General features: G+C 57.4%; 14 protein-coding genes. 7 read left to right on the forward strand and 7 right to left on the reverse strand.

All coding sequences use genetic code 11. From position 1 onward, the window contains the following. Positions 1-2: 2 nt before the first annotated feature. The 4 genes from Q4E11_RS09750 to Q4E11_RS09765 all read left to right on the forward strand — a co-directional run bounded on the left by Q4E11_RS09750 (position 3) and on the right by Q4E11_RS09765 (position 6,035). On the forward strand, positions 3-2,813 hold the full coding sequence (locus Q4E11_RS09750) for an FtsX-like permease family protein (protein ID WP_303165441.1): 2,811 nt from the start codon (positions 3-5) through the stop codon (positions 2,811-2,813). A 102-nt stretch (positions 2,814-2,915) separates the two neighbouring features. After that, entirely contained in the window at positions 2,916-4,655 is a 1,740-nt protein-coding gene (locus Q4E11_RS09755; protein ID WP_303165442.1) for an ABC-ATPase domain-containing protein, read from the forward strand. Between the two features lie 88 nt (positions 4,656-4,743). After that, a complete protein-coding gene (locus Q4E11_RS09760; protein ID WP_303165443.1) occupies positions 4,744-5,523 on the forward strand; it encodes a MerR family transcriptional regulator in 780 nt (259 codons plus the stop codon). Positions 5,524-5,693: 170 nt separating this feature from the next. Further along, the gene (locus Q4E11_RS09765) at positions 5,694-6,035 is read left to right on the forward strand and encodes a hypothetical protein (RefSeq protein WP_303165444.1); all 342 of its coding nucleotides are present in this window, start codon (positions 5,694-5,696) and stop codon (positions 6,033-6,035) included. 67 nt (positions 6,036-6,102) lie between these two features. On the opposite strand, the gene Q4E11_RS09770 is transcribed toward Q4E11_RS09765, so the two are convergent. Next, positions 6,103-6,711, reverse strand: a complete 609-nt coding sequence (locus Q4E11_RS09770) for a cation transporter (protein WP_303165445.1) — start codon at positions 6,709-6,711, stop codon at positions 6,103-6,105. A 78-nt stretch (positions 6,712-6,789) separates the two neighbouring features. Here Q4E11_RS09770 and Q4E11_RS09775 point away from each other — a divergent pair, with 78 nt between their 5' ends. From Q4E11_RS09775 to Q4E11_RS09785, 3 genes are all read left to right on the forward strand, one after another. Then, positions 6,790-7,140, forward strand: a complete 351-nt coding sequence (locus Q4E11_RS09775) for a YbaN family protein (RefSeq protein WP_303165446.1) — start codon at positions 6,790-6,792, stop codon at positions 7,138-7,140. Positions 7,141-7,220: 80 nt separating this feature from the next. Then, positions 7,221-8,306 carry a biotin/lipoate A/B protein ligase family protein gene (locus Q4E11_RS09780; protein ID WP_303165447.1) on the forward strand — a complete coding sequence of 362 codons (1,086 nt, stop codon included), beginning with the start codon at positions 7,221-7,223 and terminating at the stop codon, positions 8,304-8,306. Between the two features lie 158 nt (positions 8,307-8,464). After that, positions 8,465-10,351, forward strand: a complete 1,887-nt coding sequence (locus Q4E11_RS09785) for a BCCT family transporter (RefSeq protein ID WP_303165448.1) — start codon at positions 8,465-8,467, stop codon at positions 10,349-10,351. A 46-nt stretch (positions 10,352-10,397) separates the two neighbouring features. Here the strand turns inward: Q4E11_RS09785 and Q4E11_RS09790 are convergent, their stop codons facing one another. From Q4E11_RS09790 to Q4E11_RS09815, 6 genes are all read right to left on the reverse strand, one after another. Then, complete coding sequence (locus Q4E11_RS09790; RefSeq protein ID WP_303165449.1) at positions 10,398-11,363, reverse strand: ADP-ribosylglycohydrolase family protein; 966 nt, start codon at positions 11,361-11,363, stop codon at positions 10,398-10,400. Between the two features lie 9 nt (positions 11,364-11,372). After that, a complete protein-coding gene (locus tag Q4E11_RS09795) occupies positions 11,373-14,816 on the reverse strand; it encodes an exonuclease domain-containing protein (protein ID WP_303165450.1) in 3,444 nt (1,147 codons plus the stop codon). Positions 14,817-14,956: 140 nt separating this feature from the next. Further along, a complete protein-coding gene (locus tag Q4E11_RS09800) occupies positions 14,957-15,529 on the reverse strand; it encodes a histidine phosphatase family protein (protein ID WP_303165451.1) in 573 nt (190 codons plus the stop codon). Between the two features lie 95 nt (positions 15,530-15,624). After that, positions 15,625-16,332 carry a hypothetical protein gene (locus Q4E11_RS09805; protein WP_303165452.1) on the reverse strand — a complete coding sequence of 236 codons (708 nt, stop codon included), beginning with the start codon at positions 16,330-16,332 and terminating at the stop codon, positions 15,625-15,627. Between the two features lie 40 nt (positions 16,333-16,372). Further along, positions 16,373-17,959, reverse strand: a complete 1,587-nt coding sequence (locus tag Q4E11_RS09810; RefSeq protein ID WP_303165453.1) for a cation:proton antiporter family protein — start codon at positions 17,957-17,959, stop codon at positions 16,373-16,375. 88 nt (positions 17,960-18,047) lie between these two features. Next, positions 18,048-19,091: an ankyrin repeat domain-containing protein gene (locus Q4E11_RS09815; RefSeq protein ID WP_303165454.1), complete on the reverse strand. Its 1,044-nt coding sequence runs from the start codon at positions 19,089-19,091 to the stop codon at positions 18,048-18,050. Between the last annotated feature and the right edge of the window lie 236 nt (positions 19,092-19,327).

Consider the following 19,327-nt stretch of genomic DNA (forward strand, 5'->3'; position numbering starts at 1 on the left):
GAATGCGTGGCCTGATTGCGGCAGCACGACCAGTCGTGCGCGACATGTTTGCCACGAAATGGCGGCTTATAGTCTCGGTCCTGCTTATTGCTCTGCCCGTTGCAGCAATTTCTGCCCTGACCATCGACGCAGAGTCAGTCTCCCGCAGCATCGCGAATGAGCAGCCGGGATATACCCTGAACTACCAGGGTGGCACATGCACGCAAAACTTTGACGGCAGCGACTTCCAGTGCGATGGCACCCCGGGAAACAGGGCAATTGCTCGGAATCACCCTGCGAATTTTGCGGCGTATGTGAAGGACAATCTGCCTGAGGGAATTGAGGCGGGACTGCACCTGTCTCTTGATGCTTCAATTAGCGGCGGTCATGGTGGCGCGATGCGGACCGCTGTTGATCAGTGGCCACTTGAGGATCTTCCTGCCGGATATGGCGACAAGCTCGATAACGGGGGCATTGTTCTGCCACATCAGATGGCGGAGAATCTGGGGATTGACATCGGTGATTCGGTCACGGTCGCCACTGAGCTGTCCTCCCAGAAACTCACCGTGTCCGGTTTTTCTCCCGGGCCAATGGCAGCAGTTGCCCCTGGCACATTGGCCAAGGACGCTGCGGAAGTCTTTGCCGTTAAAAACACGCCGGATGACTCCGATTTGCCCTATTGGAATCTGATGTCTTCTCGGGAGATCACCTGGGATGATGTCACCCAGCTCAACAAAGCGGGTTTTACGGTCTACCCACGCGGTGACACAAAGATTGCCGGAGCGCCCGAGCCAGAGCAGTCATCCCTGCCCAATCTGCAGTTCAGCATTCCGGGCGCACTGTCCAACGCTCTATTCAATGCCGTATTCGTGTCGATGTATATCATCGCGGCGCTTCTGATTCTGCTGCTCCTCTCCCCTGTCTTCGCGCTCGCCTTCAACCGTCATACGCGGATGTTCGCGCTGATGAGCTCTCAAGGGGCGAGCCCGCGACAGATTCGATTGGCCGTGTTGACCTACGCAGGTCTGACGGGGCTGTTGGGCGGCGTAACAGGCCTGGTCATCGGCATTATCGTGGAGACAATCAATTGGAAGGCGACATACCCCGATTGGCCAATGACTCTGGCACCCAAGTACTTGGCAGGTTACCTGGCGATAACCGTCGTCGGCGCCATGCTCAGTGCGCTGTTTCCTGCATTCATGGTTTCCCGCACCGCATTGGCCGCGGGTATTGCCGGCGCGGAACCAGACCGAATTTTGGGGTGGCGTAAATGGATGGCAGTCGGTCCGACAATCCTGGCTGTCGAGGTGGCCATTGTTATCGGCCTGGTGATTGCTAAAGGAACCGCTGCTCTGGACTGGATTTTCAGTACTTCCCCAGTTTTTATTCTCGCGACAGTGATTGGTCTTGCTGCTTCCACGCCTGCGATCCTGCTGGGTACTGCGCGAATGCTGCAGAACTCATCCCTGGCCATGCGCACAGCTAGCCGCGGTCTCCTGCGTCGCTCGGCTCGAGTTCTGCCCGTGGTGGCTGCGATTGTGTGTGTCACTTTTGTCGGCACTGTTGTGCTTGTAGGAAGCTCTGCTGACTCCCGCGCGCATCTGAAAGCAGAGACACTGACCACCTCATCTCCGACGGTGGTTGTGCAGACCTCGAATTTGTTCACGGATCGGCCCTCACAGGAGGGAGCCAGCGCGTCAACTGACCTGCAGACTCAGCTGCGAGCCACCGCTGATCGCGTTGCAGAGAAAGTAAATTCGTCCCGGATACTTGAGCTTCGCGAGGTCCTTCCTAATTACCTCGACAGCGACGGTGTCGAGGTACAAATCAAATCCACAAGTGCCTGTACGACGGTTCGCCCATATCTCGATTTCAATGCCACGACGCCGGAAGACTTCGTTGGTAGCAACGGCAAATCGGCCGCTACGGATCCGCAGGCGGCAGCTGACTGCGTCCATGAAATCACGCGGTTTGCCTCGTCGTCGCCGGTGGATGCAATTGTGTCCACTGCAGTGGTGCAAAAGCCGGATGAAGTCGCGCTATGGGCGCTGTCCGCGGAAGAAAAGGCAGAGGCGCAGCGCGTTATCTCCGACGGCGGTGTACTGGTACCGCGCGGTACCTCGCTAACGGATGGCAAAGCCACTATCGAACTCTATGGAGACGAGTCCGCGGACGGTGCGCAACGCTCGGAGGACTTTCGCGCTGCAGCAGTCCTGCCACCCATCTCAAACATCAGCGTCGTGTTCTCAGAAGAAGCAGCCCGTACGTTGAAGATTCCGGTGCAGACCATGGGATACGCCATCATGCTGGATCAGGCCGTCGCTGACTACGACATCGATAGTCTCGACGACGTAACCAAGGAGCTGCCAGCCCAGTTCAGCAACATGATTGGCGTTAATCCCAACCACTATCTGCGGGATACCACCGGTGATACGGTCGGTTCACTTGCCATCGTCGGCGTTAGCCTGGTGGCCATTGTCCTGGTGATCTTCCTGGCTGCTAGCGGTTTGCGTCGTGACAACGCCACGCTGATTTCCATCGGTGCCTCACCAAAACTGGTCGCACGAATCGCAGCGATTGAAGCAGCGCTCACAACACTGCTCGGCATGGGAATTGGTGTCGCGCTGGGACACATCACCATGGCTCTGCTGGCCACTCATGACCGTTACAGCGCCGCTGGAGAGCTCATCTCCCTGGGGCTATCCCAGTACATTCGCCCAGATTGGATTCTCATCGGCGGAGTATTCGTCGTCACTGTCCTCGCCGCATTGCTCGCTTGGTTCATTCACCGACCAGGCACCACCGATGCGGATGTCGCTAGGCGACGCGAGTAGCTACCGCAATCGCCCCAGCGGTTTGCTGCGCACTAAACTCGCGGAAGGAAAACTGATTCCCCCGCGAGTTTTTCGCTCCAACACGCTTAAGAAAGTGATGATATGCCTGCTGACCTGTACCGGCGCCTTTCCAATCTCGATGGCAAAAGCTACGGCGCGTACAAGTCCCTGCGAGGCTCACACGAACTGCCGGGTTTGGATGCAACGCTCATCATCGACAAGGTTCAATCCGATCCGTTTGCCCCACCATCGCGCGCCCGTGTGCTGATTCCGCTGGACATCCTCGACTATCGCGGCGCCTCACGCACGCATCCGGGGCGGTTCAGCACCGCCGAGCTGGATCTACTCAACCGGCGCCTCGTGCGCTCATTCAAGCGGTACGCTCGCGGCCTGTTCATCGATGCTCCAGGTCAGGAGGTGCTTCGCCGCACCGCTGTCACAGAACTCAAGCAGGGCGGAAACGGCGTCGTCAAGCACGACGGCGCGCTCCAGATCTGTTTCGAAATCCAGCTGCCGGCGCGCGGACGGCGCATTCTTGGGCGCGAGGCAGCGCGACTGGTCTGTGAAGATCTGCTGGATGCGCTTGACGACGCAATCGTGAACGCGCCCGTCGATGCGCTCGATGCGGCAGCGGAATTGGAGTATGACCAGCAGTTTTTGCGCAAGACTGTGGAGAATGCGAGCCTGATTGGGTTCGTGGCGGATGGTGCGATTTTGCCTCGTAAGGCGGGCAACAGTCAGTTGCCCAAGTCCGGTGCGACTGCGTTTGCGAGCCCTGAGTCCTTGGCTCATTCTTTTCAGCTGCCCTCGGGCAAGAAGGTCCATGGCATGGGCATTCCCCGTGGCGTGACCTTGATCGTCGGCGGTGGCTATCACGGCAAGTCAACGCTGCTGTCGTCACTGGTCACGGGTGTTTATGACCATGCTGCGGGCGATGGCCGTGAGCTGGTTGTCGCGGATAAAAGTGCGACCGCACTGCGTGCCGAGGACGGCCGTGCCATCACCGGTGTGAATATTTCGCCGTTTATCAATGGCCTGCCCTCCGGCGATGACACGACGCAGTTTTCCACTTCGAATGCCTCGGGTTCGACGTCTCAAGCTGCGGGTTTGATGGAGGCGCTCGGCGCTGGTGCCCGCGTGCTACTCATCGATGAGGACACGTCAGCGACCAACTTCATGATTCGCGATGAGCGCATGCGCCGCCTTGTCCCCGATGACCGCGAACCAATCACTCCCCTGGTCGCGCGCGTCCGCGAACTGTGGGAAGACCACGGCATCTCCACGGTCATCGTCGCCGGTGGCTCCGGCGCGTTCATCGATGTCGCCGACACCGTCATCGCGATGGATTCGTACGTGCCTTACGACGTCACCTTGCGAGCCCACCAACTCCGAGAACCGGCAACCCCGGCTATTCCGTCACCGTCATTTGCCGAGCTAGATGGACGTTTTCTGACTGCAGACCTCCCTTCCGGCGCTGAGCACGGTCGCGGTGGCGGACGTGGTGGTCGCGGTGGGCGCGGTGGACGTGGCCCAAAGCCACCGAAGCCGCCTCGGGCTCGTGGTCGCGAGCTCATCCAGATTGGCAAGGACAACCTGGATCTGCGTGCGGTAAGCCAGATTATGGATGCCTCGCAGACTGAAGCGATTGCACGCATCCTGAATGCTGTCGCCCAACGTCTTGATGGGCACACTGACCTCGCCCAAGTTATTGAGCAGGAATACGACAATTTTTGTTATTCGCTCTTCGAAACGGGCGCGGAATTTAACCACTCCGGGCATCTGGCTGAGCCGCGTATTCAGGAAGTGGCCGCGGCTATTAACCGCCTCCGGCTGCTGCACTAGCTAATCTTGCAGGGGGAATCTAGCCAAGCAAACCTTTCGCAGCCCGCCCTTGACCTTGACGTGGCGTCAAGCAGAAAGATGAAGTCCCGTGAGCAAGAACGACAACGAGTACACCATCGGTGAGGCTGCTGAGCTGTTGGGAGTGACCACCCGCACGCTGCGTCATTGGGACACCATTGGGTTGCTCAGCCCGGAGTATCGCACCTGGTCCGACTATCGTCTCTATACCGAAACAGATATCGACACCGCACTGGAGATTCTCGTCTACCGTGCTGCCGGCGTGCCGTTGAAGGTCATTGAGGAAATCATTCACGGTGAATCCTCACCGACCAGTCGGAAAGAACGCTTGCTCGCACAGCGCGATGTTCTCACTGAGAAGATCGCTGACCTGCACCACATGGTGCAGTCCCTGGACAAATTGATTGCGGAAGGAAACACCATGGATGCGAAAATGAAGACCGAATTGCTCGGCAGGGATTGGCAGAAGATTGAGGCCGAAGCCGAGCAGCGTTGGGGTGAGACCTCCGAGTGGGAACAGTCGCAGCAGGCGCAGAAGAAGATGAATGCCGACGACTGGTCTGCTTTTAAAGAAGACGCGCAAGCTTTCACTACCGCGCTCGCCGATGCCGCTGAACGCGGCGTGGAGCCAGGATCAGACGAGGCGGCACAGTTAGTAGACCGCCACTTGGCCTCTATTACTCAGTTCTATGAGGCTGGTCGGGAAAAGCAGGTTCTACTTGCCCGTATGTACGTTGCCGACTCTCGCTTTAACGAGTTCTACGGCGGACACGCCAATTACCTGCTGGAACTGGTCGAAGCCCAGGCGCGCAAGGAAGGCATCGACCCTAATCAAGCACAGTGGCGGTAATAAGTCAGCAATATGGGCAGCGGCAGTAATTGCTGCCGTACACTTGCCGTCCCCACCCGAAATGCATTGGCCAAAAGGCTAATCCGCTGAACCTCACGCACTGCATGTGGACAATGAACGATGACTAATCTTCCGACATTTGTCATCCACCACTTAGGAAGGAATTGACTATGAAGTTCACTCGCTCCATCGCCGCTGTTGCCATCGGTGCCGCAGCCGTTTTTGGCACTGCCGTTGCCTCCCCAGCCATCGCACAGGCTGCAAGCTGCAACAAGGCTCCGGATCAGCAGTACGAGGAGCACCGCTTCTCCGGTTCCTCCACGGCTGCGCGCGCGTTCCAGGAGTGGTTCGATGGCGGCGAATTCGTCGAGCCAACCATCGAGACCATGGATCTGCGCCATCTCCAGGTCAACGACACTCAGGTTGCTCGTCCTGGCGACATCATCTACAAGGATGAAAACGGCGACTTCTGGGTCAAGGAAGGCGCAAACACCATCGAGGACGCTAAGTAAGTACCACTCCTGGGAATAAAAAAAGCGGCCACTTCAGCAGTGTTTGAAGTGGCCGCTTTTCGTGTTCCTAAGCGTCGTCCATCTCGAGCTCGGGGTCTTCAGCCTGCGCCTGTTCGTAGACTTCCTTGGCAGCAGACAGGTTAATCGCACCGATAACCAGTCCCACCACGATGTCCGGCCATGCGCTGTACCAGAAAATGGTAACCACTCCAGCGGCGAGAATCAGCAGGTTGGCCAGGACGTCGTTACGCGCCGCCAACCACGCACCGCGCATCAGAGCACTTTCAGCCTTGCGCAGATTCATCAACAAAATCGCACAGACCAGGTTAATCACCATTGCGATAATCGCCGTGATCGACAGCGTATGCGGCTCCGGCGGTTCACCGCTGAACATCTTCCAAATCGCGGTACCGAACGCGGCCAGCGCCGGAATCAGAATCAGACCGGCAAGACCGAAGCTCGCTTTCCGACGGCTCGCAACCGACCAGCCCAGCGCAGTGAGAACCAGCAGGTTGATAAGGAAATCCTCGAGAAAGTCCGCTGCATCAGCAAACAGAGCTGCGGAGCCAATAATCGAGGCGATAACCAGCTCAATGAAAAATCCGAGCAGATTTAGACCAGCAACCCACGCCACAATCTTGCGGGCGCGGTGGTTCAAAGACGATGACGTAAACACCAATTCAGATTAACGGACAGCACACCACGGTGGCTCCCTAAGGTTCTCACAATTGATTCACCGTTAAAATAGGGCCTCGTGAAACACCTCCTTATCGTTCTGGGACTGCTGTGCGTGGGTCTTGGCACACTAGGGGTGTTCTTGCCACTTATCCCCACTACTCCATTTCTGTTGGCTGCCACATTTTTCTTCGCACGCAGCTCGGACCGGCTTAATACCTGGCTACTCAGTCACCGTTGGTTTGGCCCCTACTTACGTAATTACCGTGAGGGCACTATGACGACGGGCCACAAAGTTCGCACATTGACGTTGATGTGGGCGGGCTTGATTCTGTCCGGTGTGCTGGCGGCAAAACCGGTGGTATGGCTCACTTTGGCCATCATCGGTGTATCCGTGTCAATTCATATCGCACTGTTGGGAAAACGCTGACAGTGTCAGGCTTTCGCACCGCTGCGTATTGACCGTCACACAACCGCTAGGCCATAACAACCCGCGTACCATGGTGTTTTATGACGCAAGCACAAAAATTCCACTCGGAAATGAAGGTTCCCGGCGGCAAATTAGTTGTCGCCGACTGTGAGACCACCGACAACTCGATTTCGTCGATTAGCATTTCGGGCGACTTTTTCCTGGAACCCGACGAGGCCTACGACATTATTAATGACGCGCTCCTTGGTGCCCCTGCCGATGACAATGCGGAGCATTTACAAGCTCGTCTCGATTCCGCACTGAAGGATTTTGAGTCCGAATCCGGCCGCGACGTTCGCCTGCATGGCTTCGATACTCACGTCATTGCGCAGGTTGTCCGGCGCGCGCTGACTGAGGCCGTTGACTTCACGGATCTGAAGTGGGAAGTCCTGCAGCCGGGTGTGCTGCCGACGGTGATGAATGTCGCGCTGGATGAAGTCCTTTTGGATCAAGTCAATTCCGGTCAGCGTGGCCCTACCCTGCGCTTTTGGGACTGGGAGGACCGCGCCACCGTCATCGGCTCCTACCAGTCCTACGTCAACGAGCTGGAGCCAGAGGGCGTAGAGAAGCACGACGTGCAGGTTGTCCGTCGTCTCTCCGGCGGCGGTGCGATGTTTATGGAGGGCGGCAACTGCGTCACCTACTCGCTCTACGTGCCAGAAAAGCTGGTCGCGGGCTTAAGCTACGTGGAATCCTACGAATTCCTCGACCGCTGGGTCATCGCCGCGTTGGCACAGCTGGGTGTCAATGCGTGGTACGTCCCCATCAATGACATCACCTCAGACGGCGGCAAAATCGGCGGTGCCGCGCAGAAGCGCCGTGGTTCCACCGTGCTCCACCACGTCACCATGAGCTACGACATCGACGCAGACAAGATGATGGAAGTCCTACGCATCGGCAAGGCCAAGATTGCCGACAAGGGGCTGCGCAGCGCAAAGAAGCGTGTCGATCCCCTGCGCCGCCAGACCGGCGCCAGCCGTGCCGACGTCATCGACACGATGAAGGACACGTTCATCGCCCGTTACGGCGCTACCGAAGCATCGCTTTCCGACGACGACTTCGCCGCAGCACAGCATCTCATTGACACCAAATACGGCACGGAGGGCTGGACCCACCGCGTACCGTAAAACGCCACGTCGTTTACCTATACCAGACAAAGTTCGAAAAAGGAGTTAACTTTAAAGAACATGTAAACGGAAGGTTATACGACGTGAAAAGCGAGAAAAAACAGCAACCAGGGGCGGATGTAAACCCCCTTGATGAGGCGCTGGATAAAGCTCGCGGAATGCGCGCCAAGCGAGCAATTGGGCTTTATCCAGCGAATATGCACCCAGGACTGGTACCTGGGTTCAGTATTGAGGAGCTGCGATACAAATTCGGGCTGGACAAGCTCGTCTTCGGCGTCAATGCCGTGCTGATTATCGCCTTTGTGATCTGGGGTGTGACCAGCCCGGAGACGGTATCGTCCGTTTCCTCAGCGGCATTGTCGTGGGGCCTGGAAAACTTTGGTTGGCTCTTCAATGTCATTTTGGTTGTCTGTGTCCTTGTCATGCTGGGCATTGCTATGTCGCGCTACGGCAACATCAAATTGGGCAAGGACGATGAGGAACCTGAGTACTCACGTTTTTCGTGGGTAGCCATGATGTTTGCGGCCGGCATCGGTGTTGGTATTTTCTTCTTCGGCCCGTCCGAGCCTCTGGCTTTCTACCACTCCCCGCCGCCGCTGACGGTGGAACCGCGCACTGAAGAGGCACTGCACCGAGCAGTCGCACAGGCGGATTTCCACTGGGGATTCTCCCCCTGGGCACTGTATGCACTGGTCGGTGGCGCATTGGCGTATTCGACGTACCGCCGTGGTCGCACTAGCTTGATGTCATCACTGTTCGCGCCGATTCTTAAGCGCACTGACGGTCCGATTGGTCGCACCGTCGACATCCTGGCCATTGTGGCCACTTTGTTTGGCACTGCTGCTTCGCTGGGTATTGCAACGCTGCAGATTGGTGAAGGTATTTCGACGCTGTCCGGATTCACTCCATCGATGGCCGTGCTGCTGCTCATCATCTTGGTGCTGAGTATTGGTTTTATTATTTCGGCGGTCTCTGGTGTGTCGAAGGGTATTCGTATTTTGTCGAATACCAACATCATGCTGACATTCCTGGCAATGTTCTTCGTCTTCGTCACTGGTCCGACGCTGTTTCTGACCAACCTACTGCCATCGAGCATTTTGACGTATCTGGGCAATTTCATGGATATGTCCTCACGCTCGCTGTCGTGGGGTCAAGAAACTCTGGACTTCCAAGCTGCCTGGACTGCGTTCTACTGGGCATGGTGGATTGCCTGGGCACCATTTGTGGGCATGTTCATTGCCCGTATTTCCCGTGGTCGCACGATTCGTGAATTCATTTTGGTCACCATCATCGTGCCGACTTTCGTGCTGATGCTGGCTTTCTCGGTCTTTGGCGGTACCGCTATTGACTTCGCCCGCAAGCTGGTTCCGGGCTTTGATGGTTCGGCATCCGCACAGCAGGTTCTCTACCACATGATTGGTGAGCTGCCGTTTAGTGGTGTGGTCTCAACCCTGGTGATATTTATTCTGGCCATCTTCTTCATCACCTCCGCCGACTCGGCATCTGTGGTGATGGGCACAATGGCATCCAAGGGTGACCCGGAGCCGAACAAGCTGGTTGTGGTCTTCTTCGGTGTGCTGATGATGGGCATTGCCGTGGTCATGCTTCTCACCGGTGGTGAAAGCGCGCTGTCTGGTCTGCAATCGCTGACGATTTTGACAGCCATGCCATTTGCACTGGTCATTATCGGGTTGTTGTTCTCCTTTGTGAAGGACTTAACCTCTGACCCACAGGCTATTCGCACAACGTTCGCCAAGACTGCTGTGCGCGATGCCGTTATCCGAGGTCTGGAAGAATACGGCGATGACTTCGAAATCGCCGTCGAGCAGGCCGAAGAAGGCCAAGGCGTCGGCTCTGTTGCCGGTGTCGAAGCGGACATGGAGCACTTGACCGAGTGGTACGTCCATACCAATGAGCTCAGCGAGTCATCCGATGATGACGAAGCTGCCGGCGGTGGCACTGGCGATGACGACACCGACCAAAAGGACTCATCGGCTGATGATGGATTAGACAGCCCGCGTGAGTCCACAACGAAGGAAAAATAAAAAGCTGAACGTCTCGCTCTGACGGCATCCGAAACCGAAAGTGCTGTCAGAGCGATAGTTCTGCCAACTTCCCCGCCAACTGCGCCACATCATTCGGGTGGTACTCCACCGGGCGGTTCCGCAGTGGCGAGCAGGAGTCAATGACATCCCGCCACCGCTGCGGAATAGCGGAGGCACCAAAAATGCCACCGAGGAATGCACCAACGATTGCCGCGTTGGTGTCGGTGTCACCACCACGACCAATGACTCGCACTAGCGAGTCCTCAAAGGTCGTGGTGTTTTCTTTTACCAGGTGCAATTCTTCATGCAGTGCCCACAGCGCAAGGCGCACCCAGCCCTGATGCACGGAGAAATCCGGCTGCCCGCTATCCAGCATGGCACCGCTGCCCTGCCACTCAGAAAGCCACTGCTTGCTCTGCGCATCCAACCATTCCATCAGTGCGCTGATGCCAATGCCGCGACGCGGCTGGTGGAAGCCACCGCTGATGACGTCGGCAAGCGCGGATGCAAAGCGAGCATTCGCCTCGACACAAAACGGATGCGGATGCGTAATCGCGGCGTCCGTGCGCGCGAATTCGCCAGCGCGGGCGGGATTCGACCAATACGCGATAGCCAACGGAGAGATGCGCATGAGCGCGCCGTTGGCCTGGGAGTTTGGGTTTGGCGCACGGCGGAGAAGCGCTGCTGTGGTGGCCTGGCCAATATCGAAGGCATCGGAGTTGGCCCAGCGCACATAGGACTCACGGACATCATCGGTGTCGTAGCCTTCGCGGCGCGCCAGAGAGCGCGCCAGTGCCAGTGCCATTTCGGAGTCATCTGTTGGCTGCCCGGCAGCGATGCCATGAGTGCCGCCATCGGCTAGCTCGCGTACGCCGTCTGGATAGCGTTCGGCGATCTCTGCGGCACTGCGAAATTCCACGAGCGCTCCGAGATTATCCCCAATGACCTGGCCATAGAGCACCCCACGAGCGCGGTCGAGGACGCGAGCGAAAGCATCGGAATCATAATTCACATCTGCCTCCTACAGAGCTTGAATGGTATCCGCCAACTCGTCATCGCGACGATGGCGCAGGCGTGCCACGGTCTTGCGGCGCGCAGCGTCGGGGCTCAAACCCAATGCCTCATTGATTGCCGAGAGTACCTGTTCCTGCTCTAGCTCCTGGGACGCGGCGAACTTTTCATCCAGACCAAAGGCATTGACCAGCGCGGCCAGGCCGGTCGCTGCGGAATCGACACCTGGGGCGCGCGTGATATCGAACCTGTCGCCGAAATGCACCCACACGCGGTCGCCTTCAGTTAACTGCAGGTCAGCGACGAAACGCGAGATTGTCGACATCGTCGTATTCGTCCGCCCAACCGCAATCCGCTGCTCCCCCAAGCGCGACGGCAGCAGCTTTTCCTCACCGAAGCTCAAGCCATACATGCCCGCAATTCCCGCCGGAATGGCAGAGCCAGAACCACGCACGTGATCGCGGGTAATGGTCAGCAGCAGGCACCACTTGCCATCGCGCAGGTAGAGGCCGCGGGACTCCTCCGGTGTCGCATCAACCGGTTCAAGCTCCTCTTCAGTGCGACGGCGAACATAGCCGTCTTCCAGGACGAACTCGCCACCAGAGGCGAACGTTCGCACCGAGGATTCCGATACGCCAATGGCGGTTGCGCCCGCAACAACGTCGTCAAGCACTGCACCTATCTCCCCGCGCGCAGTTGCCTCGTCGATGCGTCGCGCGATGTAATCGGAAATCGTCGTCCACTCTTCCAGCTGCCATACAGTGAGCGCCCACGTGCCCGGAGCGCAGCGCATCGTCCGCGGGTCCACAGACAGACGCCCATCGATGGCGCGCGAGTTGCGATCGGCAATGATCTCGGCGATCTCATCGATATGCATCGGTGCGCCGCGGTGCGCGAGCAACGCCACCGCTCTATCGCTTACCGACGTGCGCTTGGTAAAGAGGTCGCCTTCAAAGATTTTGTACGAGGTGCGTTGCTGTACCCAGTCGATGACGGGGGAAGCTGGGATGCCGAGTGTGTCCACCAGGGTTGGCAGCGGGACGATTCCGAACTCATCGGCGAGGCTGGCGATGGCGGCGGCGAATTTATTGTCGAATCCGGCTTCGATAAACCAGCCATCCTCGATGCTCCACTGCGCGCTGGTAGCCTCCGCGTCGACGGTGCCGGTGAGGTTGATGAGCTCGATCAGCGGCGCGGACATGCCGGTTGGAGTTTCGAATAGTCCAGGAAGATCCTCGCGGAGAATGTCGATCCTGGTCAACGGTGCGTAGCGGTGAAAGAGACCGGTACGCAGGAGTTCGCAGTTGGGGCCGGCATCGGACAGGGCCTCTAGCAGTTTGGATTCCAGCTGGCGCACGCGCTCACGCGAAACACCGAATTGTTGGCCGAGTGTCTCCAAACGCTCGCCACCAATGAGACGGCGGTTCAGGATAGCGGCAAACCGCTCATCTTGGTTGGCGATGCTGTGGATTTCTCGCTCGGCGGCATCGAGCAGCTCTGGCACGCGGTTGTTGGCGGCAACGAGCTGCTCGCGGACAGATTTCGGCACAGTCACGTCGACCTCGGACTGCAGCTGCTCAACGGTACCGGTGATGGCTAGCCAATCCAGCAGCGCAGACTGATCCGGTTCGGTGGTGTCGTCCCAAACAATGGCGCTGTGATCCGTTGCTTCAAAGGGGTCATCTGTGGTGCTGGTGGTTGTATCTCCCACTTCGAACTCATCGAAGGCATGCATGACAGCGTCGGCGACCAGCTTTTGCACGCGGACTCGGCCATAGCCTTTAAGATCCTGCAGGTCACGAACGGTAGTGTCCTTCACTGCAGGCCGTTTCAGACCCAATCGATTTAAGACTCGTTGCCATTCGGTGCTTTCCGGAAAGACTAGGAAATTCATGTATGGCGAAAGGCTATCGAGCCCTGACGTTTGATGGCCGTCGATCCACGCCCGGGCAATGCCAACGACATCATCACGGATACCGCTTAGACTGTCGCCCAGTTCGCTGCGGAGGTTTTCGTCGGAAAGCCATGGGAAAATCTGGGTGAGGTCGGGGCCTTCCGGCTGATTCTTGTCATCTTCATCGCTCGCGGCGGTTGAGCCAGCATCCGCGCTGGACTGCGGAGTCTTGTCAGCTTCGGACATCCCGAACGCCTGCTCAGCGCTTAAGTTCGCGAGGGCTTGGGCGAACGTCACCTCATCGACGATGGGAACGCCCAGTGCGCGGGCGCGCTTGGCTTTATTTGACTGAGTATTGATGTCAGCGGCGACGAGTACCACAGATTTCTTCGTGACTCCGCCGACATCCAGCCCCACGGCGCGGGCGCGCGACTCCCACACTTCGCGGGGAGTGACCATCGTGCCCGTAAATGTCACGCGGTCACCGGGGTGCAGTTCCAGCTGCTTGGACGCGGATACCAGGTATTCAACACGCTGCGGCTCAATGTTGAGCTCCTCTGCGATATGTGCAAGCCAGCTCAGCTCGTGCTGTGTAATAACACCATCGGACCACGCCTGCACAATCAGCTGCTGCAAATACTGCTCATGCAGCACATTGACATCGTCGGCAGAAAGCCCGTAATCAGCGGCAATACCGTGAAGGTTGGCCAGCTCACGCAGTTCTAGTCGGCCATCGACCATTGCTTCAGCGAGATATGAGATGTACCGGTCGGCAGCCTTGTCGCCGATTCCCGGCGCGTGCCGTGTGAGAATCCTCAGCCACTGAGCCTTGGCGTCCTGTTCGCATGGGTTGTTCCCTGCCTCAGTGGCGGAGTTTTCTGCTGCGTCATTGTCAGGCGTGCCCTGTAGGCGATGATCATTCCGCGGCAGCAACGGAATATCGGAAATGGGCAGCTGCGCCAACTGCGCCGGTGCGAAATACAACGGGCTGCCGTAGGTGACAATGTCCGGATGATCTGTGGCAAAGCGCTGAAATACTTTCGCTGTGGCTTCCGCATCGGCATAAGCGGTGTGCTCGGCTTCATTCTCAATTCCGAAGTGCTCGAGCACGTGAGCAAGAGATACTGGCTTTCCAGGCAGGAAATGGCGTGCGAAAACCATGGTGTCGAGCAGCCAATTGCCCTCGGGCAGTTCAAGACTCAAGCGGCCAAATTCATTGGCTAAGAACCGGTATTCAAAGCCCGCATTGTGGGCGACGATGACTCGGCCATTGAGGACATCGGCAAAACGGCGTGCCACATGCTCAAATGCCGGAGCGCCGACAAGATCTGTCGGGGTGATGCCATGGATCTCCGAGTTATCGAATCCACGGTTTGGCTGGATGAGAGTGCACCAATGGTCTTCGACCATGAGCTGCGAGTCCAGCAGCACAACACCAATTTCGATGACTCTGTCGTTTCTGGTGAAGCCGGTAGTTTCAAAATCTACAACGGCATAACCGGGCTTTTCGCCGGCCGAGTCATCGGATTGAAAGAAATTCTGTGGTGAGGTGGGTGCCATGGGAACGCAAACTCCTGTTTCTTTCGACGATGCCCCATTCTATGTCGGCAGTCGACGAATCTCAGGGCAAGCAGGCACTCGACGCGCCCCTAAGGCACCCCAGCCACGGAGCACCCCAGGAACGCTCACCTCAAAAACAGCTACAGCCCTCGTGAGAGATTCCAGCGCAGTACAGCAGGCCGGTCATGGTAGCGACCGAGCACGGACAGCGATGCCGTATTCAGCGGGAACGACTGCCCCAAGGTGATCGGCAGTTCCAGCCACACAGTGGTCAGGGCGCGCAGCGAGTGACCGTGCGCAAACACAATTGCCTTGTCCACGCCAGATTCCTGGACCTTCTTCACCACGCGGCTCACACGAGTCCGGACTTCTTCGGCCGTCTCACCGTTTGGCACACCATGAGTCCAAATCTGCCAATTTGGCACAGTCTTTTGAACTTCCTCAGAGGTGATGCCCTCGTAGTCACCGTAGAACCATTCGGCCAAATCCTCATCGACGTCGAAGTCATTAAAGCCCGCCAGCCGTGCTGTCTCCTGTGCGCGTTGACGAGGTGACGCCAGCACCAATCCGAAATCATTTGGATCGAGCCAACCGTCCAAAGACTTGGCCTCTTCCCTACCGGCCTCGGTCAGGGGCAGGTCGGTCACCGACGTGTGCTGACCGGAACGCGACCACTCAGTCTCGCCGTGCCGTACCAGATATAACTTTGTCATACTTCCAGCTTATGCCCATTTTTAAATACGGTTAGTCGCATCGGTTACGGCACCACCCAAGTTGGGTTTCGCGTACATTTCCGATTCGACGTTTCTTACTCCTGCGCGCCCGGCTCACCCGGCGCGCCCGGCTCGCCCGCATCTGCACCTGCAACTTGCTCAGAATCAAGAACTGTGCCGGTGGTGCGGATATTCTTCTCCTTGCCCTCAATGGCAAAAGCCGCATTGGCCGACTGGCACACAAGCTGATCAGGATTCGGCTTGCCACACTGAACGGGGCCAAGCTCGACCCACTGACCGTCGGCAAGTTCCTCTTGAGCTGGTGGGACTCCCTCACTGAGCGTGTACGTAGCGCCGGCTTCGCCCAGCGAGATTGCCCCAGGTGCCTGCTTGGGAAACGGCGGCACCTCGACATCGGGCACGGACGCATCCGGCGTGCCGAAGCATGACACGCTGATGCCGTTATAGAAGCACTCGGTCTTCGCCCCACCCAGGTCAGCGAAGAACATGCCCATGCCCTCTGGTCCGAACTGCTGCGCATCAACCTTTTCCAGCGCTGCGGTGTCGAGACTGATGTTCTCGCCGTCTGCCGGCACGTCCGCAGTGTCTTCTGGTGCAGGCGCGCTTTCGCTTGACGACGTCTGCTGCGACGGCACCTGCTCTTGCTGCTGGCTGCTCTGCGCTGGTTGACTGGTGGTGTCAGCTTTGTCCGGGTTGTCGGAGGAACAGCCAGTCAACGCCAGGAGTAAAGTCCCGGCGATGCTTGCGGTAGCAATCAAGTGCGTACTACGAGAAGAAGACATGCAGCCAGATTAGCTGCAATATCCCATTGATTTCGAGTGGTTATGCAGAACGCTTTGTGACTTCCGCCATGGCGCGGTCTGCCAACTCCTCGCCGGCGCCGTCGTAGAGGTAGACGGCCATGTCAGCACCGACGTTGAGCAACGGTTCCTTGAAGCGCTGAACCTTCGTGGTGGTTGCGACGACTGCTTCGGTGTCCTGCTTGCGGATATTGCGAATCATGTCGTAGGTCTCAGCATGCTCCGACAGTGCTAGGACATACAGAGCTGGCTTCTTTTCCAACTCGATGTGGTGCCAGAGCTCGGGATCCGTCACGTCGCCCGGAATGACCTGGTAGCCATGCTCGCGGAGGTAATCGATGCGATCTTCGTCAAAGTCCACACCGAAGACGTTCATGCCGTATTCGTTGGCCAACCTGCGGTAGACACCAACGCCAACGCGACCCATGCCCATAATCAGAGCATCGGCATTTTCGATAATGACCTTTGCCTCTTCCGGAACCAGGCGGTCCTCTGGGGTTTCTGGGACAAACTTCTGCAGGAAGCTGACGACCTTCTCTTCGTGCGGAACCATGAGCGAACTTGCAATGAAGCTACCGGCCACGGCAACCGCCATAATCGAGGTCCACTGTGCTGGCAGAAGACCCTGCTCGGTTGCCACTGCCATGACAATCAAACCGAACTCCGAGTAGTTACTCAGTGTCAGACCAGCCAGTGCACTGGTACGCAGCGACAGACCAGTGCGCTTGAGAATCCAAATGAAGATCGACGCCTTGAACACCAAGAACAGCACCATGATTGCGGCGATGATGAAGCCACCGCCACTTGGTAGACCACCAAGGCCGATTTCAATAAAGAAGGTGACAAGCAGCAGCTCACGAATACTGATCAAAGCCTCCGAAAGGCGGTCGGAAATCGGGTGCGAAGACAGCAGAATACCGGCAATCAGGGAGCCCAGCGAACCAGACAATCCGGCCAATTCGAATGCGGAGTAAGCCGCAACCGCGATACCGATACCAGTGAGAACCAACAGCTCAGTGCGGAACATGCGGTTAGGAAGACGCGCTGCCAGCGGACGAATGAAGAACAGTAGCGGCAATGCCAAGGCCCACGGTTCCGGAGTCTTACCGGACGAGACCACCAGCACACCAACCGCAATGATGTCCTGCAGGACGAGTACACCGATAGAGATTCGGCCAATGGCCGAAGCACTTCGGTTCTGCTCCTCCAGGTGGCTCATCACAAACACCGTTGAGGAAAACGACGTAGCGATACCGATATAAATCAGCGAAGTCACCGACAGCCCGGTGAGCTCACGCAGCGGCAGGAAGCTGGCAATACCGAACAGCGCCGCAAAAATGACGGTGTTTAAAAAGGCGTGCCCCAGCCCCGAAAAGACCACCCTAGGTGCCGCGATATCTTTCGGGTTGAGCTTCAGGCCAATCGTGAACAGCAGCGTCGTCACACCGAGTTCAGCCAGCGAATCAATAAAAGGAATTTCTTCGAGCCCCATGCTGTGCATGGCAAAACCCGCTGCTAGAAAGCCAATCAACGGGGGCAGCCGCAACAATGAAGCGCCCAGCCCGCCGATGATCGAGAACAGGATTGCTGTTAGGTATGTAGATTCCACTCTTCAAATGTACCGACTAGCACAGTCAGTTTATGGAGAGTCGGATATTAACAATTTCTTAACACCCGATGGAGTTAGCACTTAGGGGTTAGCGCGTGTAGTCAACTTCCCCCAGTTCAATCGGCATCGGATGCTCTTCAACCCACTTCACCGCCGCCTCCGTCAGCTCATCAATTTCGTCATCGTAAGCTTTCTTCCGCTTCACGACGGCAATAGCGTCCTCGGCCGCCCCAACCGTTTCCAGCCAGTAATCCGCCATCTTGACGAATTCCTCGTCCCAGTTGATGTATCCCATCTCAAGCGCTTCGTAGCCAATACGTCCCACGATGCGGATGACCTCACCCTGGACGGTCTTTGCTGCACCGCCATATGGGATGAGATTGTTCCACAGGTATCGGAACTGATCATCGATGGATTTATCCTTCGGGACAACGATGTCGCTGTGGCCGTCGTGAAGCGTGATTTCCGTTGGCGGTGTCGCGCCGGTTCGTTCGTACAAGCGGTCCATGTCTTTCTGGTACTTGCGTCGAATTGATGTGGTTGAACGATTAAAACGGCGACCAAACTTGGTGCACTCTTCACGTGTTTCGTCATCGATTTCAGCGCCTGCGTCCAGGAGCACGTCGATGCTCTTAAACACTCGACGAGGGACATCCATCGGGTCGGCACAGGCAATCGCTTCATTGATGGGGGTTCGCTCATGAGATCGCCGGTTTTCCCCGTCAATGTCGGCACCGTGCTCGAGGAGCAACACAATCACCTCAGGCTGATGTCGGCCTGCAGCGTGGAGTAGCGGCGACGGATGTCCTGCTTCAACATCAGCGCCACACTCGAGCAGCACTTTCATCCGTTCAATATCGCTTAGGGTGGCGTGCTCTGCCAGAGCTGTCTTACCGAAACGATTCTCCGTATTGACGTCAAGACCCTGTTCAATGAGCCACCGCATGAGCTCAGGAGGCGTATTTCTCAGCGCCAGCGCCGTATTCTTCCTTGACCCAGTCACCGCGTTGAGCTCGCACTCGTCGTAGACGGCTTTCAGAGCATCGAGGTCGCCTGCTTCAAGCAGCTCGTCGAATTCCTTGACCAGTGTTTTCCGCTTCCGTGGCATCGGATGGACCTTCCTGCTGAGCACCTCTGAGTGCTTCCGTGCGCTTCGTCACTAGTTTTGTGAGGTTATGCACGCAGAGTAGCGGAAGTCAGTGGGTTTGGCGCGGGCAGTGCTTGACGACTTGTTGTTTCCCGAGTACAGCCGTTGGGCCAAAGCTCGATGCCTCGTTTGCCGCAGCCAGTTAAACCAAAAACAACGTTCACACGGGGGGTGTCCCTATGTTTTTGTCAAGTGTCAGGCCGATGTTGGCGAGTACAGTC

Source organism: Corynebacterium sp., from assembly GCF_030532195.1.
Taxonomy (GTDB): Bacteria; Actinomycetota; Actinomycetes; order Mycobacteriales; family Mycobacteriaceae; genus Corynebacterium.